This is a genomic window from Mesonia oceanica, from assembly GCF_902499555.1.
Classification (GTDB): Bacteria; Bacteroidota; Bacteroidia; order Flavobacteriales; family Flavobacteriaceae; genus Mesonia; species Mesonia oceanica.
Map to the genome: position 1 here is coordinate 290,905 of NZ_CABVMM010000001.1, position 20,496 is coordinate 311,400.

Below are 20,496 nucleotides of genomic sequence, written 5' to 3' on the forward strand. Positions count from 1 at the left end.
TAATTGGCTACTTTTTAGACTGGTTTTATAAAATTTATTTTATTTTTTTATAAAACAAATTTTGATCGTAATTTTCAATTAGTCGAAACTTTCCTAAGCTAGATTCTATTGGAAAATAAACAGTTATTAAATCAATATTCAAATATTTTTTATTTTTTTCAATCTTATTATTATTCAGTAAAAAATCTTTTAAAATTAGCTCTCCTTCAGATATTTCCCATTCAGATAAGTTTTTAAAAATAAGAGTACTGTCTTTTGAATAAATAGTTCTAACATATTCATTATTTTCGGTTATTTTTAAAGTATCAATATTATTTTGAAAATTACCAATATAAACTCCTTGGATATTATCTTCATTTATATTTTTGTTAGAGCAACTCTGAAAAATGAAGAAAATAAATATTAAAAGCATTTTACCAATCTGTGTCAAATCTAGTGTCATAAATATAATGGTTTTGTTTTAAGCTATTTACAGATTCTATCCATATATAGCTTTGCTTAGTTTCAGAATATGGCATTAACCTGTTAGTACGATTATGATCTCTATTATGCATTGGTTTTAAACCTGGTAAATGATAAAATAATGATTGTGGTGTTTTAGTATCGGTTAACAATATAATGACCTGATCTCCTAATGGGTATATACTTGCTCCTGCAGAGCCAACCATCTGTTCTGTCATATTTAAACCTGACCTAACTATACCACCCAAACCAAAATTAACAGGAGTATATCCTTTCTCGGCTCTTTTCAAGTACATAGCCCTTGCTTTATAAGCAGCATAAGACATTTTCATATCTTCTGTCATTGGATGATTATCGTCCATCAGACTTCTTTTCGGACCATTACCATTTACAAATTCATCATAAATTTTTTTCCAGTTTACATCTTCATTTCTATGGTTAAATCCTTTTATAACATCTGCACCTAAACTAATAAATTGTGAATAACAACCTGCTGTTAACTCTGTTCTCCCATCAAGACTACCTCCTTTATAATGCGTTACATCATACTTATCACCTCCTAGTCCACTAATTTTGTTTGTTTCATATTTTTGTTCTTCTTCATTCCAAACGGCTTCGTATTCGTGGTCGGATCCTTCCACCACCATTCCCGTAGGATCGGTAAAATTGACCGGGTTTTGCAAAGTATAATTATAAGGACTCCACCCGGGATATTTCTCCGCCATTGGGTCAACACTTAGCCACAACCACTAAACTTTTGCCTCGCGCGAGCTTCCACTTTCTTCAAAGAACTCAACTTCCCCATAAGAATAGCCTTTTATTTTTAGTAGAAAGAAAAAAATACAGGACTTCCTTTTACTGTTTTAAAAGCTGAAGATTTCCGCCTAGAAATACTCTAAATAAACCTTGTCTATAAATAAAGGATTTTATATATGCTCGACCTGATGCTCAAGGATGCACAATCAAATTCACTTGAGGAAAAATTGGCAGGATAAAATTTTACACTTTTACGGACGATTGTTGGTAAAAGAATTATTATTAGCTATTTCAAAAAACTCTCAAAGTCTTCTTCATCTTTAATAGCTTTCGGAAGAAAATCCTTAGCTATTTTTAAAATCTCTTCCCAATGCTGTAGAGTAAATTCTGTTGTTGTTTTTGAACCATAGATTTTGAAAGACAACTCTTTATCATCAGTTATTGAAATTTCCATAAGCGGCTCTCTTTCTTTTTCAAAACAAACCTCTACAAAAGGATATTTTGAAGATATATCTCCTACTTTTTCAAATCTTAGTTTTTTCATAATATTTATTTTACACCTCTAAATCCAATAAATTCTCCACTTGATCTCCAACTTGCAGCATTCCCATTCTTCAGTGTATAAGTTACCCAGCCTTCGGGAAATCTACCACCTGCTCCTGTTGTTCTTACTCCATTTCTCAAAATGTTTTTCAAACTTTCAGAACCTAACTTATTAAGAGCTTGAGGGCTATTATACACCTTCATTAGAGCTTCTGCTGATTCAAACCCAAAATATTCTGGATGTTTGGTCGTTGCTCTTCCAGCATTCGAAAGAAGTGTTTTTTTTAATTGAGAAATTCCTGATTTAAATAATAATTTGGCTTCAGGACCAGCAGGACCTGCCAACCATTCTAAACCACCTGACGAACCCAAAGGCTCGATTACATTTAACTTTGGTTTATTAAAAGCATAATCCCATAGGTTTGCCAAAGATGCCCCATCATAATAATTATGCTCATTATAAAATTCGGTATATGCATCTGCCATTTCACGGCTAAAAAAACCAAGAGATACACTCCCGTCATTAAGATCTTCCCTAGGGTTAATTAGGCTTGCCCAAGCTTTAGCTTCTTGAAAGTCACTATCGTTTACTACTAAAGTTTTATTTATATTATCTTTTACTTCAACTGTCTCCACCGTATCGGCATTCTCATATATGGTTTCCGGTACCATACCTGTTGGATCCACCATATTGATGGGGTTGTTCATCGTGTAAGCATATGGACTCCACCCGGGATATTTCTCCGCCAAGGGGTCAACACTTAACCAAACACTCCATTTCGAGTTATAGTACCTCGCCCCATAGTAATAGTTACCTGTTTCTTGGTCCAGTTCTTTCCCGTTAAACTTATAGGGTAAGCGTGGTCCCGGGGCATCGCTGTACTGCTCGGCAAGGGTTTCGCCAAAGTGAAAGTTTACTATAATATTGAATTATTAAAATTTTAAATAGAGGTTTTTCTGCTTAATAAACTGATAATCTCTTTTACCTGAAAACTTAATTGCTAAATTATTATTAGAATCTAAGTACATTTTTTGTATTATAGAGTCTCTAGAATTTATTAGATAAGAAAAGTCTATCATATATTTGAAATTAGACGTATCAATAGTTTGTTGAAATTCTTGTGATTTAGAATTCATTAAACTAAGCCATATTTTAAACTCTACTTTAGACCTTTTCAGTTTTGTTCTAAATTCTATATTTTTCTTTTTTTCTATATCTTTTATTCCAAGAATTTTAATTTGTTCATATAATTTATTATTTATTGTATCAAACCTTTTATTATTATAACTGAGTTTTTTTAAATATAGATAAAGATCTTTATATCTCTTGGATATTGGCTCTTCACTAATATCAAATTCATATCTTTTATTATTAAAAATAAAAGATATTGAACAAACAGATTCATATTCACTTTGCTTTTTATTAGACGAAACTAACTTATTATTTACTAATGAATTTAAAATGAATTTAATGGAATCTAATTCTTTTGTATCTAAAATTGTAAATTCCAATTTATTATATAAAGAGTTGTACTTGTTTCTATTTTTAAAAAGGGTATCGTTCTTTATATAAAGATTTAGTTCTCCCATCTTATTAGGAGAAGTGAAAAATTCATTATAGTAGAACTCTGAAAATTGATTTTTTTCGGAGCAACCAACTGAAAATAGAATTAAAAATATGAATGAATATTTAAAATTTATGTTTTTCATATTAGTTATTTAGCTTTTCATTAAAAGGTTTGCCATATTTACTATAAAGTGATCTATAACGTAGGTTTCTTCTTATATCTATACCTATATTTTGACCATAATTATATAAATGATTTAAGTGAAAACCTTTAAAATTATCAGTAGTAAATTTAAATTGAGGATTATCAATTTGCATTTTAAAAATCTTGAAATGCCCTTTTGTATCATTAAATGTTCCAGAAGTTATATGACCATAGGCTTCATGAACTTTAATTAAATTTCTTAAATTTTCTACTGTTGGCTTAAACCATTCATCTGCTACACTTTTACCATTTTTATGAACACCTCTTTTTATAAGTAGATTATCAGGAGTGCCATCTTTAGCATTATATAAACCTCCCAAAGCATCTACAATGTGTCGTTTTATAGTTATCTTTCCATTATTATTTAGACCATCATTAAGGTTATAATTTGCAATATGAGTTTCTACTCTATCTCTTGAACCAGGGAAAAGATAATTGAAAATTTCATTACTTAGATATTTTCCTCCATTGTCATCAACCAACTCATTTTTACTCATATTAGAAAAATCTTTATCGCCGTCATAAATGATAGGTTCTCCCGTAAAACCTTCTTCTGTATCTCCTCTATAACAACCTTTTGAATCATAAACAGGATTTTCTTCCACTACCATCCCCGTAGGATCGGTAAAATTGACCGGGTTTTGCAAAGTATAATTATATGGTGACCACCCAGGGTATTTCTCCGCCATTGGGTCAACACTTAGCCAAACACTCCATTTCGGGTCGTAGTAACGTGCTCCATAGTAATAGTTACCTGTTTCTTGGTCCAGTTCTTTCCCGTTAAACTTATAGGGTAAGCGTGGTCCCGGGGCATCGCTGTACTGCTCGGCAAGGGTTTCGCCAAAAGGTAAATTTACAAAAAATTGATAAGGATTCCCATCTATACTGGTAATGCCTGTGTTAGAACCTAAGTGGTTGGCATGGTAGTAATAGACTGGTAATGCTTGTGGGGCTGCTGCTATTTGAAGGTTACTTTCTATAGGGGCTGGCCTACTGGTATTATTCGTTGTAGCGGTATCTTTGCTCGCTTCATATTTTTTAAAAGTGACACTCCCTTTGCCTGCTTTTTGCGCATATAGTTGCAAGTCTGCAATTTGTTGTTGTTGCAGTTCTTTTGGTTTTAGTTGGTTACTTTCTTGTGTTGCCGCCGCCTGCGGGCTTCTTTCTGTTGCTGCTGTTGGTGACGTTTCAAACATACTAGGATCGCCGTTTCCTATGGCTGTGGCTATTCTTTTTGAACCATTAAAGTAATGCTTGGTATAGGAGCCTTGCGGGTGTATTACTATAAATGGGTTAGGATAGGTGGTATAAGGGTTAAACTGTATGGAGCTTTGGTTAGCTAAGGTTCCGTTTTCATAAACCTGTTCTAAATTGGAGGAGGCTTTTAGTACCCGCTCTCCGGTATAGTCATAGATATAATGGTGCATCACATGGTTCTCTTCTAATACCCTTAACCTATTGCTCTCATCCCAATACATTTTTGTTTCTACCTCTTGGGGGTTCATAATGTATTTTAGGTTTCCATTTAAATCGTAGGAAAAATATTTTTCTGTTTGTGTAGCTTCATCTATAATCGCTTCTATTTTATGGGTGCCATCTACGTATTTGTAAACATTTTTATAGGTGTTATTATTGTCTATACTTCCATTCTTGTTATGTTTCTGGGTTTTATTTAAAATGCTATGTGCATTTGTGTATCTTAATTCTGATTCATAATTCGCGTTAATATCACTGTAGCTATTTTGAAATTCACTTTCAAATATACCTTTGCTGCTGGCTAATCTGTTTATTTTATCGTAAGCATAACGAAATTCGTATTTTCCCCCCATTTTATTGGGATCCATCGCAACATCGTTTGCTACACTTACTACATTATTCATTTTATCGTAGTCATACTTTAAATTCAGGAGTTTATCTCCATTCTGTAGCTTTACACTATATCCATTTACATTGCGCAAAGCATTGGTATAGTCGTACTCTGTAACGGTATTATTACCATGTATAATTAACCTGGGACTTTCAAAAAATGTATAATAGGCTTCTTTTATATAAGTATAATCTCCTATAATGGAGAAGAGGTTCCCTCCCTCGTCATAAGAATAGACTACGTTTTCTCCATCGGGGTACTCTATATTTTTTATTCTGTTCCAAGAGTCGTAATTAAAGTTGGTGGTAAAATACCGGGTGGGTATATTGGGGCCTACTACAATTCTGGTATTGCTGGTTATTTCTCCCATATTACCATACTTAAAAGACTGTGATCCTGTCGCATCGGTTACATATACAAGTTTTCCTGTTTGGTTACCTTCTCCCGCTGATCCATATTTGTAAGTTACATTACTAATATTGCTGCCATTGGGCATATTGGGGTAATTTTCTTCTATGAGCCTATTATATTCATAATTATAAGTAATTTCTTCACTGTCTTGAGCTAAATTAGCAGTAACCAAGCTTATTAGGTTTCCGGCTCTATCGTATGTATAGGAAGTCATTCCTTTATCTGGATTGGTGTAAGCTATTTTTCTGCCGGCAAAATCATATTCGTAGGAAGAGGTAATATTATCTCCATCTGTATATGACAACAGTTCTCCTATAGCATTATAGGTGAATTTGGTTAAAATATCGCCATTGTCGCCTATCGTTTTTTCTTTTACCACTCTGCCTCGTACATCGGTAAATTTTTCAGAAATTACCTGACTGGAGTTGTTTTGCTCTATAATGGTTTTTGTTTTAAAAAGGTTATCTTCAATACCCGGGATATTAAATGTAGCATTATCTTCGGCATTGGTGAGTTTTATGGTTCTGTCTAGTTCGTCATATTTAATAATGGAAAAATAAGAAGGTGAAGGTAAATCTGCTTTTATAAAGTAATTTTCTATACCTTCTCCTTCTGCTGTCGATTGGTGTTGGTTTACTACCCTTGAAAACTCATCGTACACTTTCCAACCTGAAATATGAACAATGTTACCCCCCCACGTCTTTTTTAGTTTGCCTTACTCTTCCTAAACCATCCATAATGGTATAGGTTTTAATAGGGTTGTTGGGATGCTCGTAATCGTAATGAGAGGTTAATGCCACAGGAAGAAATTCTTCTCCTGAGGGGATAGATATAGTTTGACTTAAATCTTGTTCTCTTGGATAGTAATCAAATTTTATGGTATAGGGTTTATTGGCCTCTTGTTCTTTTGGACCTAATACGGTAGATAACCTGCCAAAATCGTCATAGGTATAATTCATCTCATTACCACTAATGTCTGTTTCTTTGGTGATGGCATCATACAAATAATCATATTCGGTAGAAGATTGGTAGCCAAATACATCTTCAACTTCTGTTAAAAATTTATGCTCTATATTATCGTAGGTGTACGTATAAGACATATTCTCTCCATTTAGGTTTCCAGGATAAAAGATTTCTATAAGGTTTCCATACTGGTCATAATCCATTATTGTTTGAGCCCATTGACCTTGTTGATTTAACTTTACACCGATTTTTTTAATGGCTCCTGTATTAACATCTACTTCGTTTATATTACGATCTCTTTTTTGATTGCCGTTATTATCGAATACTTGAATTCTCGTAGGTATGTTGAGGATGTTATTTTGTTCTAGGGTAGGGTTTTCAAAATATCCTATTTCGCTATAATAGTTATCACTAGTATTAGAAACATCTCCATTGTCGTAATATTTTGTAATACGACCTAAACCATCATATTCCATAACTATTTCACTTACAATGGGAGAATTGGTTAATTCATAATTCTCAGTAGTGGTTTTTTCTAATAGTACTGCAGCTCTTTTTCTTCCTTCAGTACCTCCAACGTCGTAATTTTCATCTAAATCAGAATTCACAATTATTAATCCATCATTTCCAATTTCTTTTAAACCATATTCATGTATAGTTCTTACAAAAATATTATTGGGATTGTTTTCGTCCCATTCGCCCCTTACTACTATAGATTCTTTGAGTTTACCTTTTAAAAAGTAGTTTTGGTTATGAAATTTATTTACTTTGGTTCTAAAAACATCTTCTGAGATGTCTCCGTTGGCATCAGCTAAATATTCTACGGTTTTTACGGTTTCAAATCCGTAGGACAGTCTTTCTCTTCTGTCATAATAAGCATTTTCATATTCATAAAATTTTGAGTAATTGGAATAACCTGTATTGGGAAGGTCGTAACCATCTTCAAGAGTGGTCTTGCTCAATACCCATGTCGCTTTTGGATTATTATAGGTTTTTCCTTGTGCTTTATAATCTAGGGTTACTTTTCCTCCTAAGGGATTGTTTACAGATTTTAGTTTGTTGGTTCTTCCTATCGCTGAGTAATTTACATTAATTTCGTCATTTGAATATTGAACAATATAATCGGCAAACCCATCACCGTTTAAATCTCTAAAATCTTTGGTTTGAACGGTTACGTTTTCACTTACATTTCCTCCTAAATTTACACCGAACTTTACGTGAATAACAGGAACCAACCAGCAACATATGGGGAAACCAAAAAATATTCCTACATCGCCGTCTGCACCAATAATTACATCTTGATAGTTTCTTTTTAAATTTACAATAGAACTAGCTGCAGTTAAGGAATAATCTTGATCAGCAAATTTATTTCCGTAATTAAATTTTACAGAACTAGAGCTACCTTCTAGGTTACCATCACTTTCTATGATATCGATTAATCCATCTCCATTTATGTCTTGAAATGCGGTTTTGGTATTGGTTTGCGATTCAGATATACCAGCATTTAAACTTGCTCCTACATTTGGAAATAATGAAGGGAAACTTAATCCTCCTCCTATACTGCTACTTGTTAACGTTGGAAAGGATTCACTATAGGTGAGATTTTTAAATATTTCAAAATTGTTATTATTCTGATGTTGTCCTTTATTTAGTTGATATAAATAACTTCCATTTATCTCTTTAATCCTATCGGGTAGCCCATCTCCATTTAAATCTAAGAAAAATTGTTCTTCTTTGTTTTGCCCAGCAACATTTACTGTAATCCCTATCTGGCTGGTAGCATTCCCTATAGAAAACTTATTACTTTTAGTAGAAGAAGCGTCTGTTCCTTCAGCCGAAGAAGATGAGTAAAGGGTATAGGCATCGCTACCTGTTGCAGAGGCTGCTATTCCCCAATTATTGTAAGAATTTAAAACTCCAAAATTGTGATCACCAGAAGGGTTGTTTAAACCTCCTGTCATATTCGATAAAACTAGGTTGTCTGCATACCAAATATCGGGGTAACCATCTCCATTCCAGTCCATAAATCCGGTAAGGGTATTGCTGTAACCGGGTGTAAAGCTAGATATTGCAAGCGGATTATACCCTGCGGACATTGTTCTTCTTGAACTTTTGCGTTTTATTTTAATAGCTTTCATTCCAGTGATATTGTTAGAAGGTAAACTTGGACCTTCCGTATCATTATCACTAATCTCTCCTGCAACGCTTCCGATACTTGAACCTCCAGAACTTCCAGTAGAAGATGGATCTATATTTCCTATGGTTATCTCTGTTATTCTGTCGAAATATTGATTTTCTGGATCGATTCCTACCCATCTATCTTCGTCTAAAGTACCATTACTTTTTGCATTTGCAGGCATAAAAGATATTTCTGGAATATATCCTGCCGGATTATTATTCATCCAAGCTTCCAAATTATTTATAACATCTTCTACCGCATTGGGGTCGGAGAAATCGGTATTTTCATTGGGCAAATTCATCTGATCTGCAATTGATTGTTGGGCGCAATCTTCAAAATCACTACTTTCTTCATCACAATTAATAGTAATTAAATCGAAATTATAATTATTGGACGTATTTACCAGAAGGTCATGATTGATTAGCTTTCCAATGTTATCTTCAGGAATGTTACTATCGTCATAGTTATCATTGTAATAAAATTGGCCAAAATTACCGTGCATTGATCCATAGTTGGAAAGATCGTTAAAATAGGAAACAGCATTAATTTTTAAAGAATTCCCCTGCCAGTTATAGCCTAATAATACTCCTTTAGTATTACCTACAGACAAAAGGTATTTTTGATATACTTCTTTATTAGTGTTTCCTGTTACATAATAGCTAAAATAAATTTTCCCTGACCAGTTGCCGAGGGGACCATTATGAACACTAATAGGCGAATCATCAGGTAAAATTATTTGTCCGTCTTTAATCTGAACTTTTCTTTTTCCAATAGGGATTCCTCCTTTTTTCACTACTAATAAGAATTCTCCATTATCACTACTACTAAGATTTCCAGAGTTAATGATTTCTGTGTTTGGTTTAACTCCAAAATTTTGTGAAGAATTGTTCCAATTTGTATAGTTGCTTAAGTCTTGACTATATTTATCCTTGTTGTTAGAGGCATAAAAAATAGAATAGTCGGGAACAGGGTGGAACTCCTGAGTTACATTAGGTACTTGTTGGTTATCTTGAGCATCTTGATCTGGTGCATAAGTTACTACAGGTTGCCAATTTATATCTTCCCAAAGAACATTAGAGTCTGAATATACTTCAAATTTAAAACTAAGTGGCAAATCATTTTGCTGATATAATTGATTGTTTAAGTTGTTAGATACTGTAGTGGTAGCTCCTGCAGGACAGTATTGTTGATAAATAATGTTTTCATTTTCACCACTAACTTCATAAATTCTTACATATACATCATCGGTTGGTTTATTGATGGAGAAATCTGGCCAATTAATATTCACCATTCCCGATCCCGGAATTCTAATCACTCCATTACTAGTTAAGTGAAAATAGTCTTTGTAAGTATATTCATTAACCTTTTTTCCATTTTCATCTCTATCAGAAACATTTAGATAATAAATTTTGGGCCTGGCACTATAATACGAATATCCTTGATTGGGTTTATGATATCTAAAATATATCTCTTGTCCTTTTATTACTTTAATGGGTGAATTATTACCTAAACCTAGATCTTGAACTCCCAATGGGGGATTGTTTCCGAAATAATTTTGTAAGCTGAACTCTCCGTTAACTCCTGGAGAATATTGATCCCTAAAAATTCTAAATGGTTTATTTGAGTATGTCTCACTTGTTGTTTCTATAGTGTGATTGAAGGGGGAAGAGCCTATATATACTTTTATTTCATTATCAACCTGAATAGTTCCTGTAAATGGAGCTTTCCAGACCTGTACTGCATCAAAATCTAAAAAGTCATCCTGCATTTGCTCTTGCTCTAGCTCTTCTTGCTCCTCTTCTTGGGTTTCAGTAGGATCTTGCCAGTTTGAAATTGGCGCCCCCGATGTTAATACGAGGTTTTCGGTTAATCCGCTATCTGTCGTAAAGTTAGGCTCTCCATTTTCATCTAAATAATTAAAATAAACTTCATTTCCTTTCACAATATCTATAAGACCATCTTGGTTCCCGTCTGTAAAAAACACCGAGGTTTCAGATTCGGTTTTATAGCGACTTGTTGCAGCATAAAATCCTGACGCATATACCGACCACGACTCTGCAAACATTTTTTTTGTTCTTGAATCATTACGGTAAAAATCATTCACGTGATGTACCGATTTACTTGTATTCTCAAAACTATTAATTAAATCATTGGAGTCGTTGTCAGAATTAACGCTATTGGGATAAAATTGTAATCCGCTATTATTCCTAAAAACAATGTCGTCAAGTCCATCACCATTCATGTCAATTAAGCTTATTTTACCTTTGCTTTTAGTATTGTTTTCGCCAAAATCTGCTCCAATGGTTACTGTTCTTGACTTATTATTGGAATGCACCGGAATTCTTATTTCCATTCCTGCAGAAGGTCTTATATCAAATCCTTTTTGAATATTTTCATTAGTACTGATTATAGATTCTCCATTAATAGCACCTGCTAAACCACTTAATGAATAGCTTGGATCTACATCGGGTAAAGAAATAGTCTGTGCCGGCTTAAAAAGATTTCCTCCATTTTCGGCTATATCATCATAATACTCAAAACTATGTCTATAAAACTCATTACCGTTTTTATTTTTTTCTACAACATAATCCAATAATGTCTTCTTAAAATTACCTTCAATATATCCTAATTCGTAGGATCTTATGGTTTGGTTTTGATAATATACCTGTATATCCGATAAAAGATATGGCGATACTTGTTTTAGTCCTAAGCGACCATTGATTGTGATGCTTGGTTTTATTTGATTTTCATTATAGTTAAATTCAATCTTATAGTTACCGTTTTGATTATTATAGCCTGTATAAAAAACTCTCTTTGGATAGAAATAATGGCCTCCGTTTAAATTTTGATTATCGCCAGAAAGATTTGACAAAGTCCCCTTTTTATATTCATATTTAATATTATTGCCAAAAGGATCAATTGATTTTTTTAGACTCCATTGGATAATATTATTGTCTTCATTTCTTATAACCGTATTTTCAGAAAGTCCATTTTCATCTCCTCCATACCAATTAATTTTACCGTCAGTATTTGTTACTTTCCAATAATAATTTGTTGGGTTAGTACCTATTCTTTCAATCTTGACATAACTCTCCTGATTTCTTAAAGAGAACTCTTTTATACTCCCAGATCTAGCTTGTGTTGTAATTGAATAGTTATTTGGCGCGTTCCCACTATGCCTATGTGGCAAAAAGTTTTCTGGATACACTAATTGGGCACCATCTAGATTATATAGTTCTGTTTCATTATTAGGGTCAAAATCTGGAATGCCCCATTTGGAATTGATGTTAATTGAAGAGAATCCTAAATCCCAACCATAACCAGCAATACCAGATTGCTTTTCACTATTATAACTTAAAGTTACACTTGGAGACATTCCTTTTCTACCTGTAGGGGTTTTTATAGGATATTTTAAATTTGCTTCTCCTGTTTGTGAAGGTCGAGGAGCAGCTATTATTGAAATATTGGAGGAAGGGTTAGCAATCTCAATATCACTTATTTTAGTAGATGTAAAAGCATTGGTTTGAGGGCTCTCGGGAGTTTGAATGACACCGTTTATGTAATCGCCTGAACCATATTTAGTTGATGAATAAATAATGCCTTTATTTATATTTATGGAGTCTTTTTCTACAGGAATCCAACTCTTAGAGTTTTTATCAAAAAAAAGTGTAAAAACATCCTTCTCTGAGTAACCTTTTGGTATAGCTCTTGGATTATATTTGATACCAAATGAAAATTCTTCGTTCACCAATGAATCTTGTAATAAAATATTGCAGCCTTCGTATTCATCGGTTACATTTAATACCCCAGATTGTAAAGAAGCTAAATCATTAAAACGTAATGGGGTTATCAATGCATGATTTGAATTGTTTTTAAAGTATAACTGAACAATTTTACTTTTAAATTGATTTTCTTTAGATAATGATACTGATTCATATTTAGGCTGAAAAGAAAACTTATGCTCAGCTGTATTAATAGCTGTTATGTCTAATTTTGATTGTTCAATTAATTTATTTTCATCGTTGAATAGTTGAACATCTAAAGTATTTTTATTTTCAGGAATTCTAACAAATCCTTCAAATTGATTGTTTACGAGATTTAACGTGGTATTTTCAACTTTCACTTTATAATTGCCAAAAGTGTTTTTAGTAGGGAATTCTCCTAAAAATCCTCTTATATAGGTTTCATCTCCAAATTTTAATAAGTTAGTTGAAGAGGCAATTACTATTTTTGAACTAGAATTTGTATTCTGATTGACAACTATTCTTAAGTTTTTAATTAAATAACTAAAATTGGACCTTTGGGGCATTCCAAATAGTAAGTGATTCTTTCCTTTTTTTAAAAGAGAAGGGTCTAGCTCTTCTCTTTGAGAACTCCACTTTTTGTTTCTTTTTATTAAATAACCACCGACTGCCTGAGTACTATTTATTTTCTTACTAATCCCATCACTACTAGTCACTCCATATAAGTCATATTCTAAATAGACTTTAGATTGATTTTTTGGAAGCTCGTCTATAGAAAAAACAAAAAGGTTGTCAATTGGATTGTCAATTGGCTTTTTTTCTGAAGTTCCTATGAATCCATGTTGGATATCTGGATAATAAAAAACAGATTCAGAATCTTTTGAAAGTATGTTGATGTTATCATTGTTTTTTTGCTTATTTATGGTTCGGATTGATTTTCCTGTTTTATTATTATGATTTACTTCTCTAAGATTATTTATTAATGGCATAGCGGGGCTTACAAAGGACCAATGCAAGCTTATGATTAATAATAATTTTGAAATTATAGACTTTATAAGCGCTCTTTTTTTACTTTGAGATTTTAACTTTATCATCTTGTTTATGGGAAGGTTGATTATTGGATAATTAGCTTTTTAACGGTAGTTTCATTACGTGAAGTAATAAATATAAGATAGGTGCCTGAAGTATTGAGGCTATTAGAATATTTGTAACCATTACTGCCCTCAAAATTTTTCTGGAGAATCAGTCTGCCGATAGGATCTCTAATTTCAATTTGTACTGAGGTTTCTTTCAAGAAATTTAAAGAAATATTGAATGTTGAATTATTTTTAACTGGATTGGGATATATTGAGATATCACCATTTTCGTTAAGTTTTTTTCGTTTTACAGAAAAGGGGATAATTTTCTTACAACCTTCTTTAGTATTAATCTTTAATTGGTAATCGCCTTTTTTTAATAGAGTAATTCTAGAATCTGTACCAATGACTTTATTCTCTTCTATATTGATCCATTCAAATTTAAGTTCATTTTTACTGATGCCAAAAATCTTTGGTTCAACAAGTATATCACTGTTTTCGAGGTAATAGGCTTCTTCCATGGCAACCTCAATCTTACTTTCTTTAATATATATGGTATCTAATTGAGAATTTCCATTAGAGTCGTGTAATTTAATATGTATTTTGCCTTTTGGAAGATCTGTTATTCGAAATAATTTATCATCAAATGAAAAGTTCTTTTCGTAATCTTTTTGTGACAAATTTATGCTGTAAGGGGATACGCCCTGTATCACCTCTATTTCAAGAGGAGATTCAGTTATAGTTTCTGTAAAACATTTATGTTCGTGATGATATTCAACTAAAAGCTTTGGCGCCTTGATCAAAGTTATATAGAAACTTTCATTAAATGCAGTAATATCAATATTATCGTAATAGTAATAAGAGCTATCTTCTTTACTTAGAGGAATCAAATTTTCCTCTTTTAAGTTGTTTTTTATATCGTACAAAGGGCTAACTGCTAAATATAAGCCTTCGTCGGTTTTTATAGAATCTTTTAAGAATTTCATTTTCTCCTTTAGAAATTTGAGTTGTATTTTCAAACTATCCTGAGAATTATTTATTGATTTAAATTTCCATATCTTACTTAGTGTTTGAAAGTTTTTATCTTTTTCTAATTTAGAAAAAATGGTTTCCCTATTATTTTCGCCCCATATTAAATAAGTTTTATTAGTAACATTAGAATTGTTTAATTTATTAAAAGGTTTAATCTCATTAAAACCTGCTTCTAGATCACCTTTAGAATTAAAAGACTGTAATTGTTTAAAATTTAGCAAATTAATATCAAAACCTATTCCTGTGACGTTTTGATTAAAACCAACATTTTTTTTAGGATTCCATATGGTATCATTTTCAGAATTAACATATATTTTGTCTGAAGATAGGCTTATTCCGTGTTTAAGTGATAAATATGTTTCAACTTTAGACTTATCTAAATCACTAAGTTTTTTAGGGTAATATAAAATCTCTAAGAATTTTATAGAATCTTTCTCTTTAATTATTTTGTCACCTAAAATTTTAACATAGTTTTCTTTTTGGGTAAGACTTGAAAATAAATTATAATTTAAAATCACTCCGTTCTTAGGATTGATTTCAACGAATTTTTTATTGTTTTTTAAAATTCCGCTGGTTGTTATTCTTCGTTTCTCTCCATCTATCGAAATATCTGCTATTGTGATTTCATCTTTTTTATCACTCTCAAAGACCAAAAAAATAGAGGAAAATCTATCTAATCCAAGCTCTAAATCTTTTTTCTTACCTAATTTTTCAGAATTTAAGATTGGATTGAAATTAAATGTGCTAATATTTAAACTATCACTGTAATTTATAATGTCACTTTTTAACCAAAGATCAGGGTGTGTTATCGTTTCTGAAAAATGTTGTTGACTAAAACTTATAAATGAAATTAAGAAGGAGAATAAAAAGAGGGAGTAATTATTTTTCAAGTGGCCAAGTATTAAAAATTCACAAAAAAGTATTAAAAACAAATAATAATAAGTTAAATTATTTTAATTGTTATTCAAAAATATAAATATTTAACGCTTTTGTATGTTTTTATATGTTAAAATTTTAATTAATTCTATATTTAATAAAGGGTTGTTTTATAGATAAATTAAGAAGTGTATTTGAAAGAAGTGCTATAATAGATAAGCAATTATTAATTAGTTTTGTTTTAAAACATATTTAATGCAGTTAGCTTCTGTTTATAAATATAAACAAGTAAGAAAGGGTAGTTTGTATAAATTATTATTTTTGGAATATAAGATGAAATTTACCAAATAATTCTAATACTATTTTTAGTAAATCAGGATAAATGCGTAGTTCTATAAGAAATAAAAATACTTTTATCTCTTTCACTAATATTTTTTGTGAAAATAGAAAGTAATCGTTTTTAGCTAGAAATTATTTTGCGGAAAGACTTTTATAATTTCGGCTCGTGGGTGCAATTATTAGGTGATCTTTTTTCTGGATTTTGCCAAGTGTTGAATACAGAATAAAAAATGATTTTTTCTTCTATAAGCTCGTAAATAATCAAAAAAAGAAAGGGGTTTATAAATGCTTCTCGGTGGGGTTCTCTTTTTTGGGGAAATGTTTGGGATGTTTAGGAATCCTTTTAAAATAAATGTCTAAATGTTCTAAAAACTCTTCTCCAATTCCTTTTTTTATCTTCATAATAAAGATTAGCTTCATTTTTGACCTCTTTCCAATCTAAGACATCATCAGGATTGTTTTTGTAGCTTTTCAGTCGTTTATCAAGTTCTTTCTTGTGTTCTGCTGGGACATCTTGATGGCTTCTTTTTCACGCTTTAAAACACGCTCCAAGGTATCTATAATGCTTTCCTTTATCAAATGATATTTCCGTGCTTCTAAATCCATAACCGCTCTTTTGCTTTATTTTAAAAATACAATTTTTGTCTTAATAGTTGGAGGTGTGATTGGGTATTCAATGATGAATTTTCTGATAAAGCCGACTCTGTAATTTTCAGTAGAAAATAGAATCTATAATTATTTGTGTCTATAGACTTCAATTTTAAGACAAATAAGATATGTGGCTGAATTGACACTTCGTCCTTAGTTTATCCTGGGCAAAGTAGAAGGGCTCAACTTGACCAGTTGATAGAAATTTTTTAAATCTATTTAATATCCAACCAATGGTAGCTTCGATACAAAATCTTTTAGAAGATTTCACTCAGCCACCATTGGTGAATTAGCTATTGTTTTTCAATGGAAATGGCAACGCCGCCACCTCTCGCTAGTGAAGCTTGATATACGCTGGTTGAATTTACTTCTAGTTCTTCAATTTCGTAGGCAGAAGGATTTTTTTCAAAATCAGCATCTTTCGCATCTTTATAAATCGTGGCTTTGTAGGAAGCCCCTTGGTCTAAAAAGTCCATCGGAATTTCTAGGTTTCTGGCTTTTTCATCAGTTACACTTCCTATAAACCAATTGTCACTATCGCGTTGTTTTCTTGCGATAGTTAGGTAATCACCAATCTTTGCGTGAATAACTTTGGTGGTTTCCCAATCGACCGCTACGTCTTCTATAAACCGGAAAGCATCTTCGTATTTGGCATAATTCTCAGGTAAATCGGCTGCCATTTGCATCGGGCTATACAATACCACATATAAAGCCAATTGGTTGGCTAATGTAGATTGAATGGCTTGGCCTTCTCGGTATTCAGCTAAATCAATCTGAAAGATTCCCGGCGTATAATCTACCGGACCGCTCAAAATTCGGGTAAAGGGTAAAATGGTGGTGTGGGAGGGAGGATTTTCATCTGCCCAACCATTAAATTCCATTCCACGAACCCCTTCACGGGTCATAAAATTAGGATAGGTTCTGCGTAAGCCGGTAGCTTTAATCGGTTCATGGGCATCGATAGCCAGCTGGTGCTTTGCTGCTGTTTCAATTACTTTTTGATGATGACGAACCATATATTGTCCGTGATGAAACTCCCCTTTAGGGACTAATCCACCGGCATAACCGGTTTTAATCGCATGAATGCCTAAATCTTCGTAAAACTGAAAGGCTTTTTCCATTCGGTTTTCGTAATTGTGAGCATCCCCGGAAGTTTCGTGATGACCAATAATGTCAACACCATTTTCTTTTGCGATATGCACTACTTTTTTGATATCGAAATCGTCATAAGTGGTTACAAAATCGAAGAATCCTATGGTGTCTTGCGCTCCCCAGTATTCCCAACCGGTATTCCAGCCTTCTATTAATAAGCCTTTGATATGGTGTTTTTTGTTGAAGTCGATATATTTCATCGCGTTTTCGGTCGTAGCACCATGCGTGGTGTAATTTCCTTCCGCATCTTTTCTTCCCCAAGTACTTTTTCCTAAATGCATTTCCCACCAAATTCCGGTGTACTTCATGGGTTGCGCATAGGAAGTTACGTTTTCTAATTTATTGGGTTCGTTGAGGTTTAGAATTAGGTAATTGGTTACTAAATCTTTGGCTTCTTCGTTAATCATAATGGTTCGCCAAGGAGAAACAAAAGGGGCTTTTGTTCTTACTTTATCACCGTTTTCCCATGGAACCAATTCTGTATTCAACGTGTTGTGTTCAGTTACACCAAGCGTCATTCCGGCGTAATCGGTAAGATTAGCTTCGTGAATGCTTAGGTATAAACCGGCTTCGGTTTCCATGGTGATGGGGGTATTCACCGCATGAAAATTGGTGATGTTTCTGTCATGACGTTGGGCATAACCTGCTTTTTGGGCATCGATTTCTGATAATTTGGTTTCTGAATAGTTGTATTCATAACTATCATAATCGGCAGGAATCCACCAAGACTTATGGTCGTGGGTAAGTTTGAATTGAGTGATTTCATCAGAGATCACTACATCACCGGTTAAATTTTCCTGCTCAGGAATATCGTACCGAAAGCCTATTCCATCATCAAAAACCCTGAAAATAATATTCAGCTTTCTAGGCTTTTCAGTGGTTTCTTCTAAGCTAACTTGAAGTTGTTTATGATGATCTTTAATCACACGTTGTTCTCCCCAAGGTTGTTCCCAAGTTTCATTGAGTTCAGTTTCTTCTACCTTAGAAATCTTAAAGTTCTTGGTCAACTCAGGTTGATTTTTAAACTTGAACCCTAGATAGGAGGTGTCAATTACGCTGCTGTTATTTTTCTGAACCGTGTAAAAAGGTTTTCCGTTTTTATCAAGTTGAAGACTAACTTCTATATTCCCGTTTGGGGAAGTGATGGAAGCTTTTGTTTGGTCTTGTTGTTGAGGTTCTTCAGCACATCCCGATAGAAGCAGGATGATGCTGATGAAACTGACTAATTTTTTCACGATTTATGTTTTTTAATCCAAAGTTGACGTACGTCTTTTAAGTCGCGGCCTTTGGTTTCTGGTACAAATTTCCAGACAAATAAAGACATGGCGATACAACTTACTCCGTAAATCCAGTAGGGGAAAGTTCCATTACTCATTTCAAAAACGGCACTTTCTTTATCCATCATCATCGGGAAGGTTTGCGATACTAAATAGTTAAATAACCATTGCGAGGCTACAGCAATTCCCATCGCAATTCCTCTAATTCTGTCCGGGAAAATTTCTGATAACAATACCCAAGTTACCGGTCCCCAAGTCATCGCAAAACCTGCAATAAATAGTAAAATACCTACTACGGCGATTAAGCTGAATTGTTGCGTGTAAATATCATAGGTGAGTAAGGCCAGTGCAGTTGCCATAATGAACCCTCCTAAGATTAAGAGCGGTTTTCTTCCCCACTTATCTACAGAGAAAATAGCAATAATCGTAAAGGCGAAGTTGACGACGGCGATTAAAATATTTTGGAAGATCGCACTCTCGGCTGTATTTCCTAAAGCTTCAAAAATAGAAGACCCGTAATACAATATAGCATTGATTCCTGTTAGCTGTTGAAAGATAGACAACATCACCCCCACAAAAACGGCAAAGCCCATGCCTTTAAAAGCCGCCCAACTGCTGCTTTCCTTTTTTTCCAATGAATCTTCAATTTCTTTTACTTTTTGTTGTGCCACTTCATTACTGTATCCCAGTTTTTCTAAAGCGACAATAGCGTGGTTGTGCTTTTCTTTAATGACAAACCAACGGGGAGAACCGGGTACAAAAAATAAAAGGATAAAGAATAAAACCGCCGGTATAATTTCTAAACCGAACATATATCGCCAGCCTTCATCAATATTCCATTGACTTAAGCTTTCTGTACTCACCTCTCCGGTAACCATAGAGGCTGAAAGGTGGTTTCCTACCCAATAATTGGCAAAGAAAACTACTAAGAATCCGGTAACAATGGCCATTTGGTTAAGAGAAACCATCGCACCACGTTTTTCTTTAGGAGAAACTTCAGAAATGTACATGGGGGAAAGTAAGGATGCTAAACCAATACCAATACCTCCTAAAATCCTATAAATCGAGAGGTTGAATAAAGAGTCTGCAAATGCACTTCCTATGGCTGAAATAGAGAATAAAAATGCGGCCAATAATAGTGATTTTTTTCTACCGATGGCTTCGGCTAAAATTCCGGCTCCAAGTCCGCCAAAAATACATCCGATTAATGCGGAACCTACGGCCCAGCCTTGCTCTGCAGTAGAGAAATCGAAATAGTCTTTAAAATAAAGCTGTGCTCCGTTAATTACCCCTGTATCATAACCAAATAGGAAACCTCCTAAGGTAGAAATGATAATAGGTAAAATTAATTTTCTGCTCATAATGATGATTGTGTTTGTGTAATAAGTTTGAACACGTAA

General features: G+C 33.2%; 12 protein-coding genes. All 12 read right to left on the reverse strand.

Annotated elements, in window-relative coordinates; genetic code table 11:
- Positions 1–34: 34 nt before the first annotated feature.
- The 12 genes from FVB9532_RS01400 to FVB9532_RS01455 all read right to left on the reverse strand — a co-directional run bounded on the left by FVB9532_RS01400 (position 35) and on the right by FVB9532_RS01455 (position 20,457).
- Positions 35–442: a hypothetical protein gene (locus FVB9532_RS01400; protein ID WP_150543424.1), complete on the reverse strand. Its 408-nt coding sequence runs from the start codon at positions 440–442 to the stop codon at positions 35–37.
- On the reverse strand, positions 414–1,187 hold the full coding sequence (locus tag FVB9532_RS01405; RefSeq protein ID WP_150543425.1) for a hypothetical protein: 774 nt from the start codon (positions 1,185–1,187) through the stop codon (positions 414–416). The genes FVB9532_RS01400 and FVB9532_RS01405 overlap by 29 nt, the downstream gene beginning before the upstream one ends.
- 317 nt (positions 1,188–1,504) lie before the next feature.
- Positions 1,505–1,762, reverse strand: coding sequence for a hypothetical protein (locus tag FVB9532_RS01410; protein ID WP_150543426.1), 258 nt, complete (start codon positions 1,760–1,762; stop codon positions 1,505–1,507).
- Between the two features lie 5 nt (positions 1,763–1,767).
- The gene (locus FVB9532_RS01415) at positions 1,768–2,685 is read right to left on the reverse strand and encodes an RHS repeat-associated core domain-containing protein (RefSeq protein WP_150543427.1); all 918 of its coding nucleotides are present in this window, start codon (positions 2,683–2,685) and stop codon (positions 1,768–1,770) included.
- 9 nt (positions 2,686–2,694) lie between these two features.
- Positions 2,695–3,471 (reverse strand): hypothetical protein, encoded by a 777-nt coding sequence (locus FVB9532_RS01420; RefSeq protein ID WP_150543428.1) that lies wholly within the window; start codon positions 3,469–3,471, stop codon positions 2,695–2,697.
- A gap of 1 nt (position 3,472) precedes the next feature.
- The gene (locus tag FVB9532_RS01425) at positions 3,473–6,472 is read right to left on the reverse strand and encodes an RHS repeat-associated core domain-containing protein (RefSeq protein ID WP_194716456.1); all 3,000 of its coding nucleotides are present in this window, start codon (positions 6,470–6,472) and stop codon (positions 3,473–3,475) included.
- A 25-nt stretch (positions 6,473–6,497) separates the two neighbouring features.
- Positions 6,498–13,685, reverse strand: a complete 7,188-nt coding sequence (locus FVB9532_RS01430) for a SpvB/TcaC N-terminal domain-containing protein (RefSeq protein ID WP_194716457.1) — start codon at positions 13,683–13,685, stop codon at positions 6,498–6,500.
- A gap of 125 nt (positions 13,686–13,810) precedes the next feature.
- Positions 13,811–15,694, reverse strand: a complete 1,884-nt coding sequence (locus FVB9532_RS01435) for a DUF8202 domain-containing protein (protein WP_150543430.1) — start codon at positions 15,692–15,694, stop codon at positions 13,811–13,813.
- Between the two features lie 604 nt (positions 15,695–16,298).
- Entirely contained in the window at positions 16,299–16,421 is a 123-nt protein-coding gene (locus tag FVB9532_RS19840; protein WP_262714381.1) for a hypothetical protein, read from the reverse strand.
- Entirely contained in the window at positions 16,363–16,494 is a 132-nt protein-coding gene (locus FVB9532_RS20020; protein WP_286950536.1) for a hypothetical protein, read from the reverse strand. The genes FVB9532_RS19840 and FVB9532_RS20020 overlap by 59 nt, the downstream gene beginning before the upstream one ends.
- A gap of 466 nt (positions 16,495–16,960) precedes the next feature.
- Positions 16,961–19,054 (reverse strand): glycoside hydrolase family 97 protein, encoded by a 2,094-nt coding sequence (locus tag FVB9532_RS01450; protein ID WP_228482231.1) that lies wholly within the window; start codon positions 19,052–19,054, stop codon positions 16,961–16,963.
- Positions 19,051–20,457: a sugar porter family MFS transporter gene (locus FVB9532_RS01455; RefSeq protein ID WP_150543432.1), complete on the reverse strand. Its 1,407-nt coding sequence runs from the start codon at positions 20,455–20,457 to the stop codon at positions 19,051–19,053. Before FVB9532_RS01455 ends, FVB9532_RS01450 begins: the two co-directional genes overlap by 4 nt.
- Between the last annotated feature and the right edge of the window lie 39 nt (positions 20,458–20,496).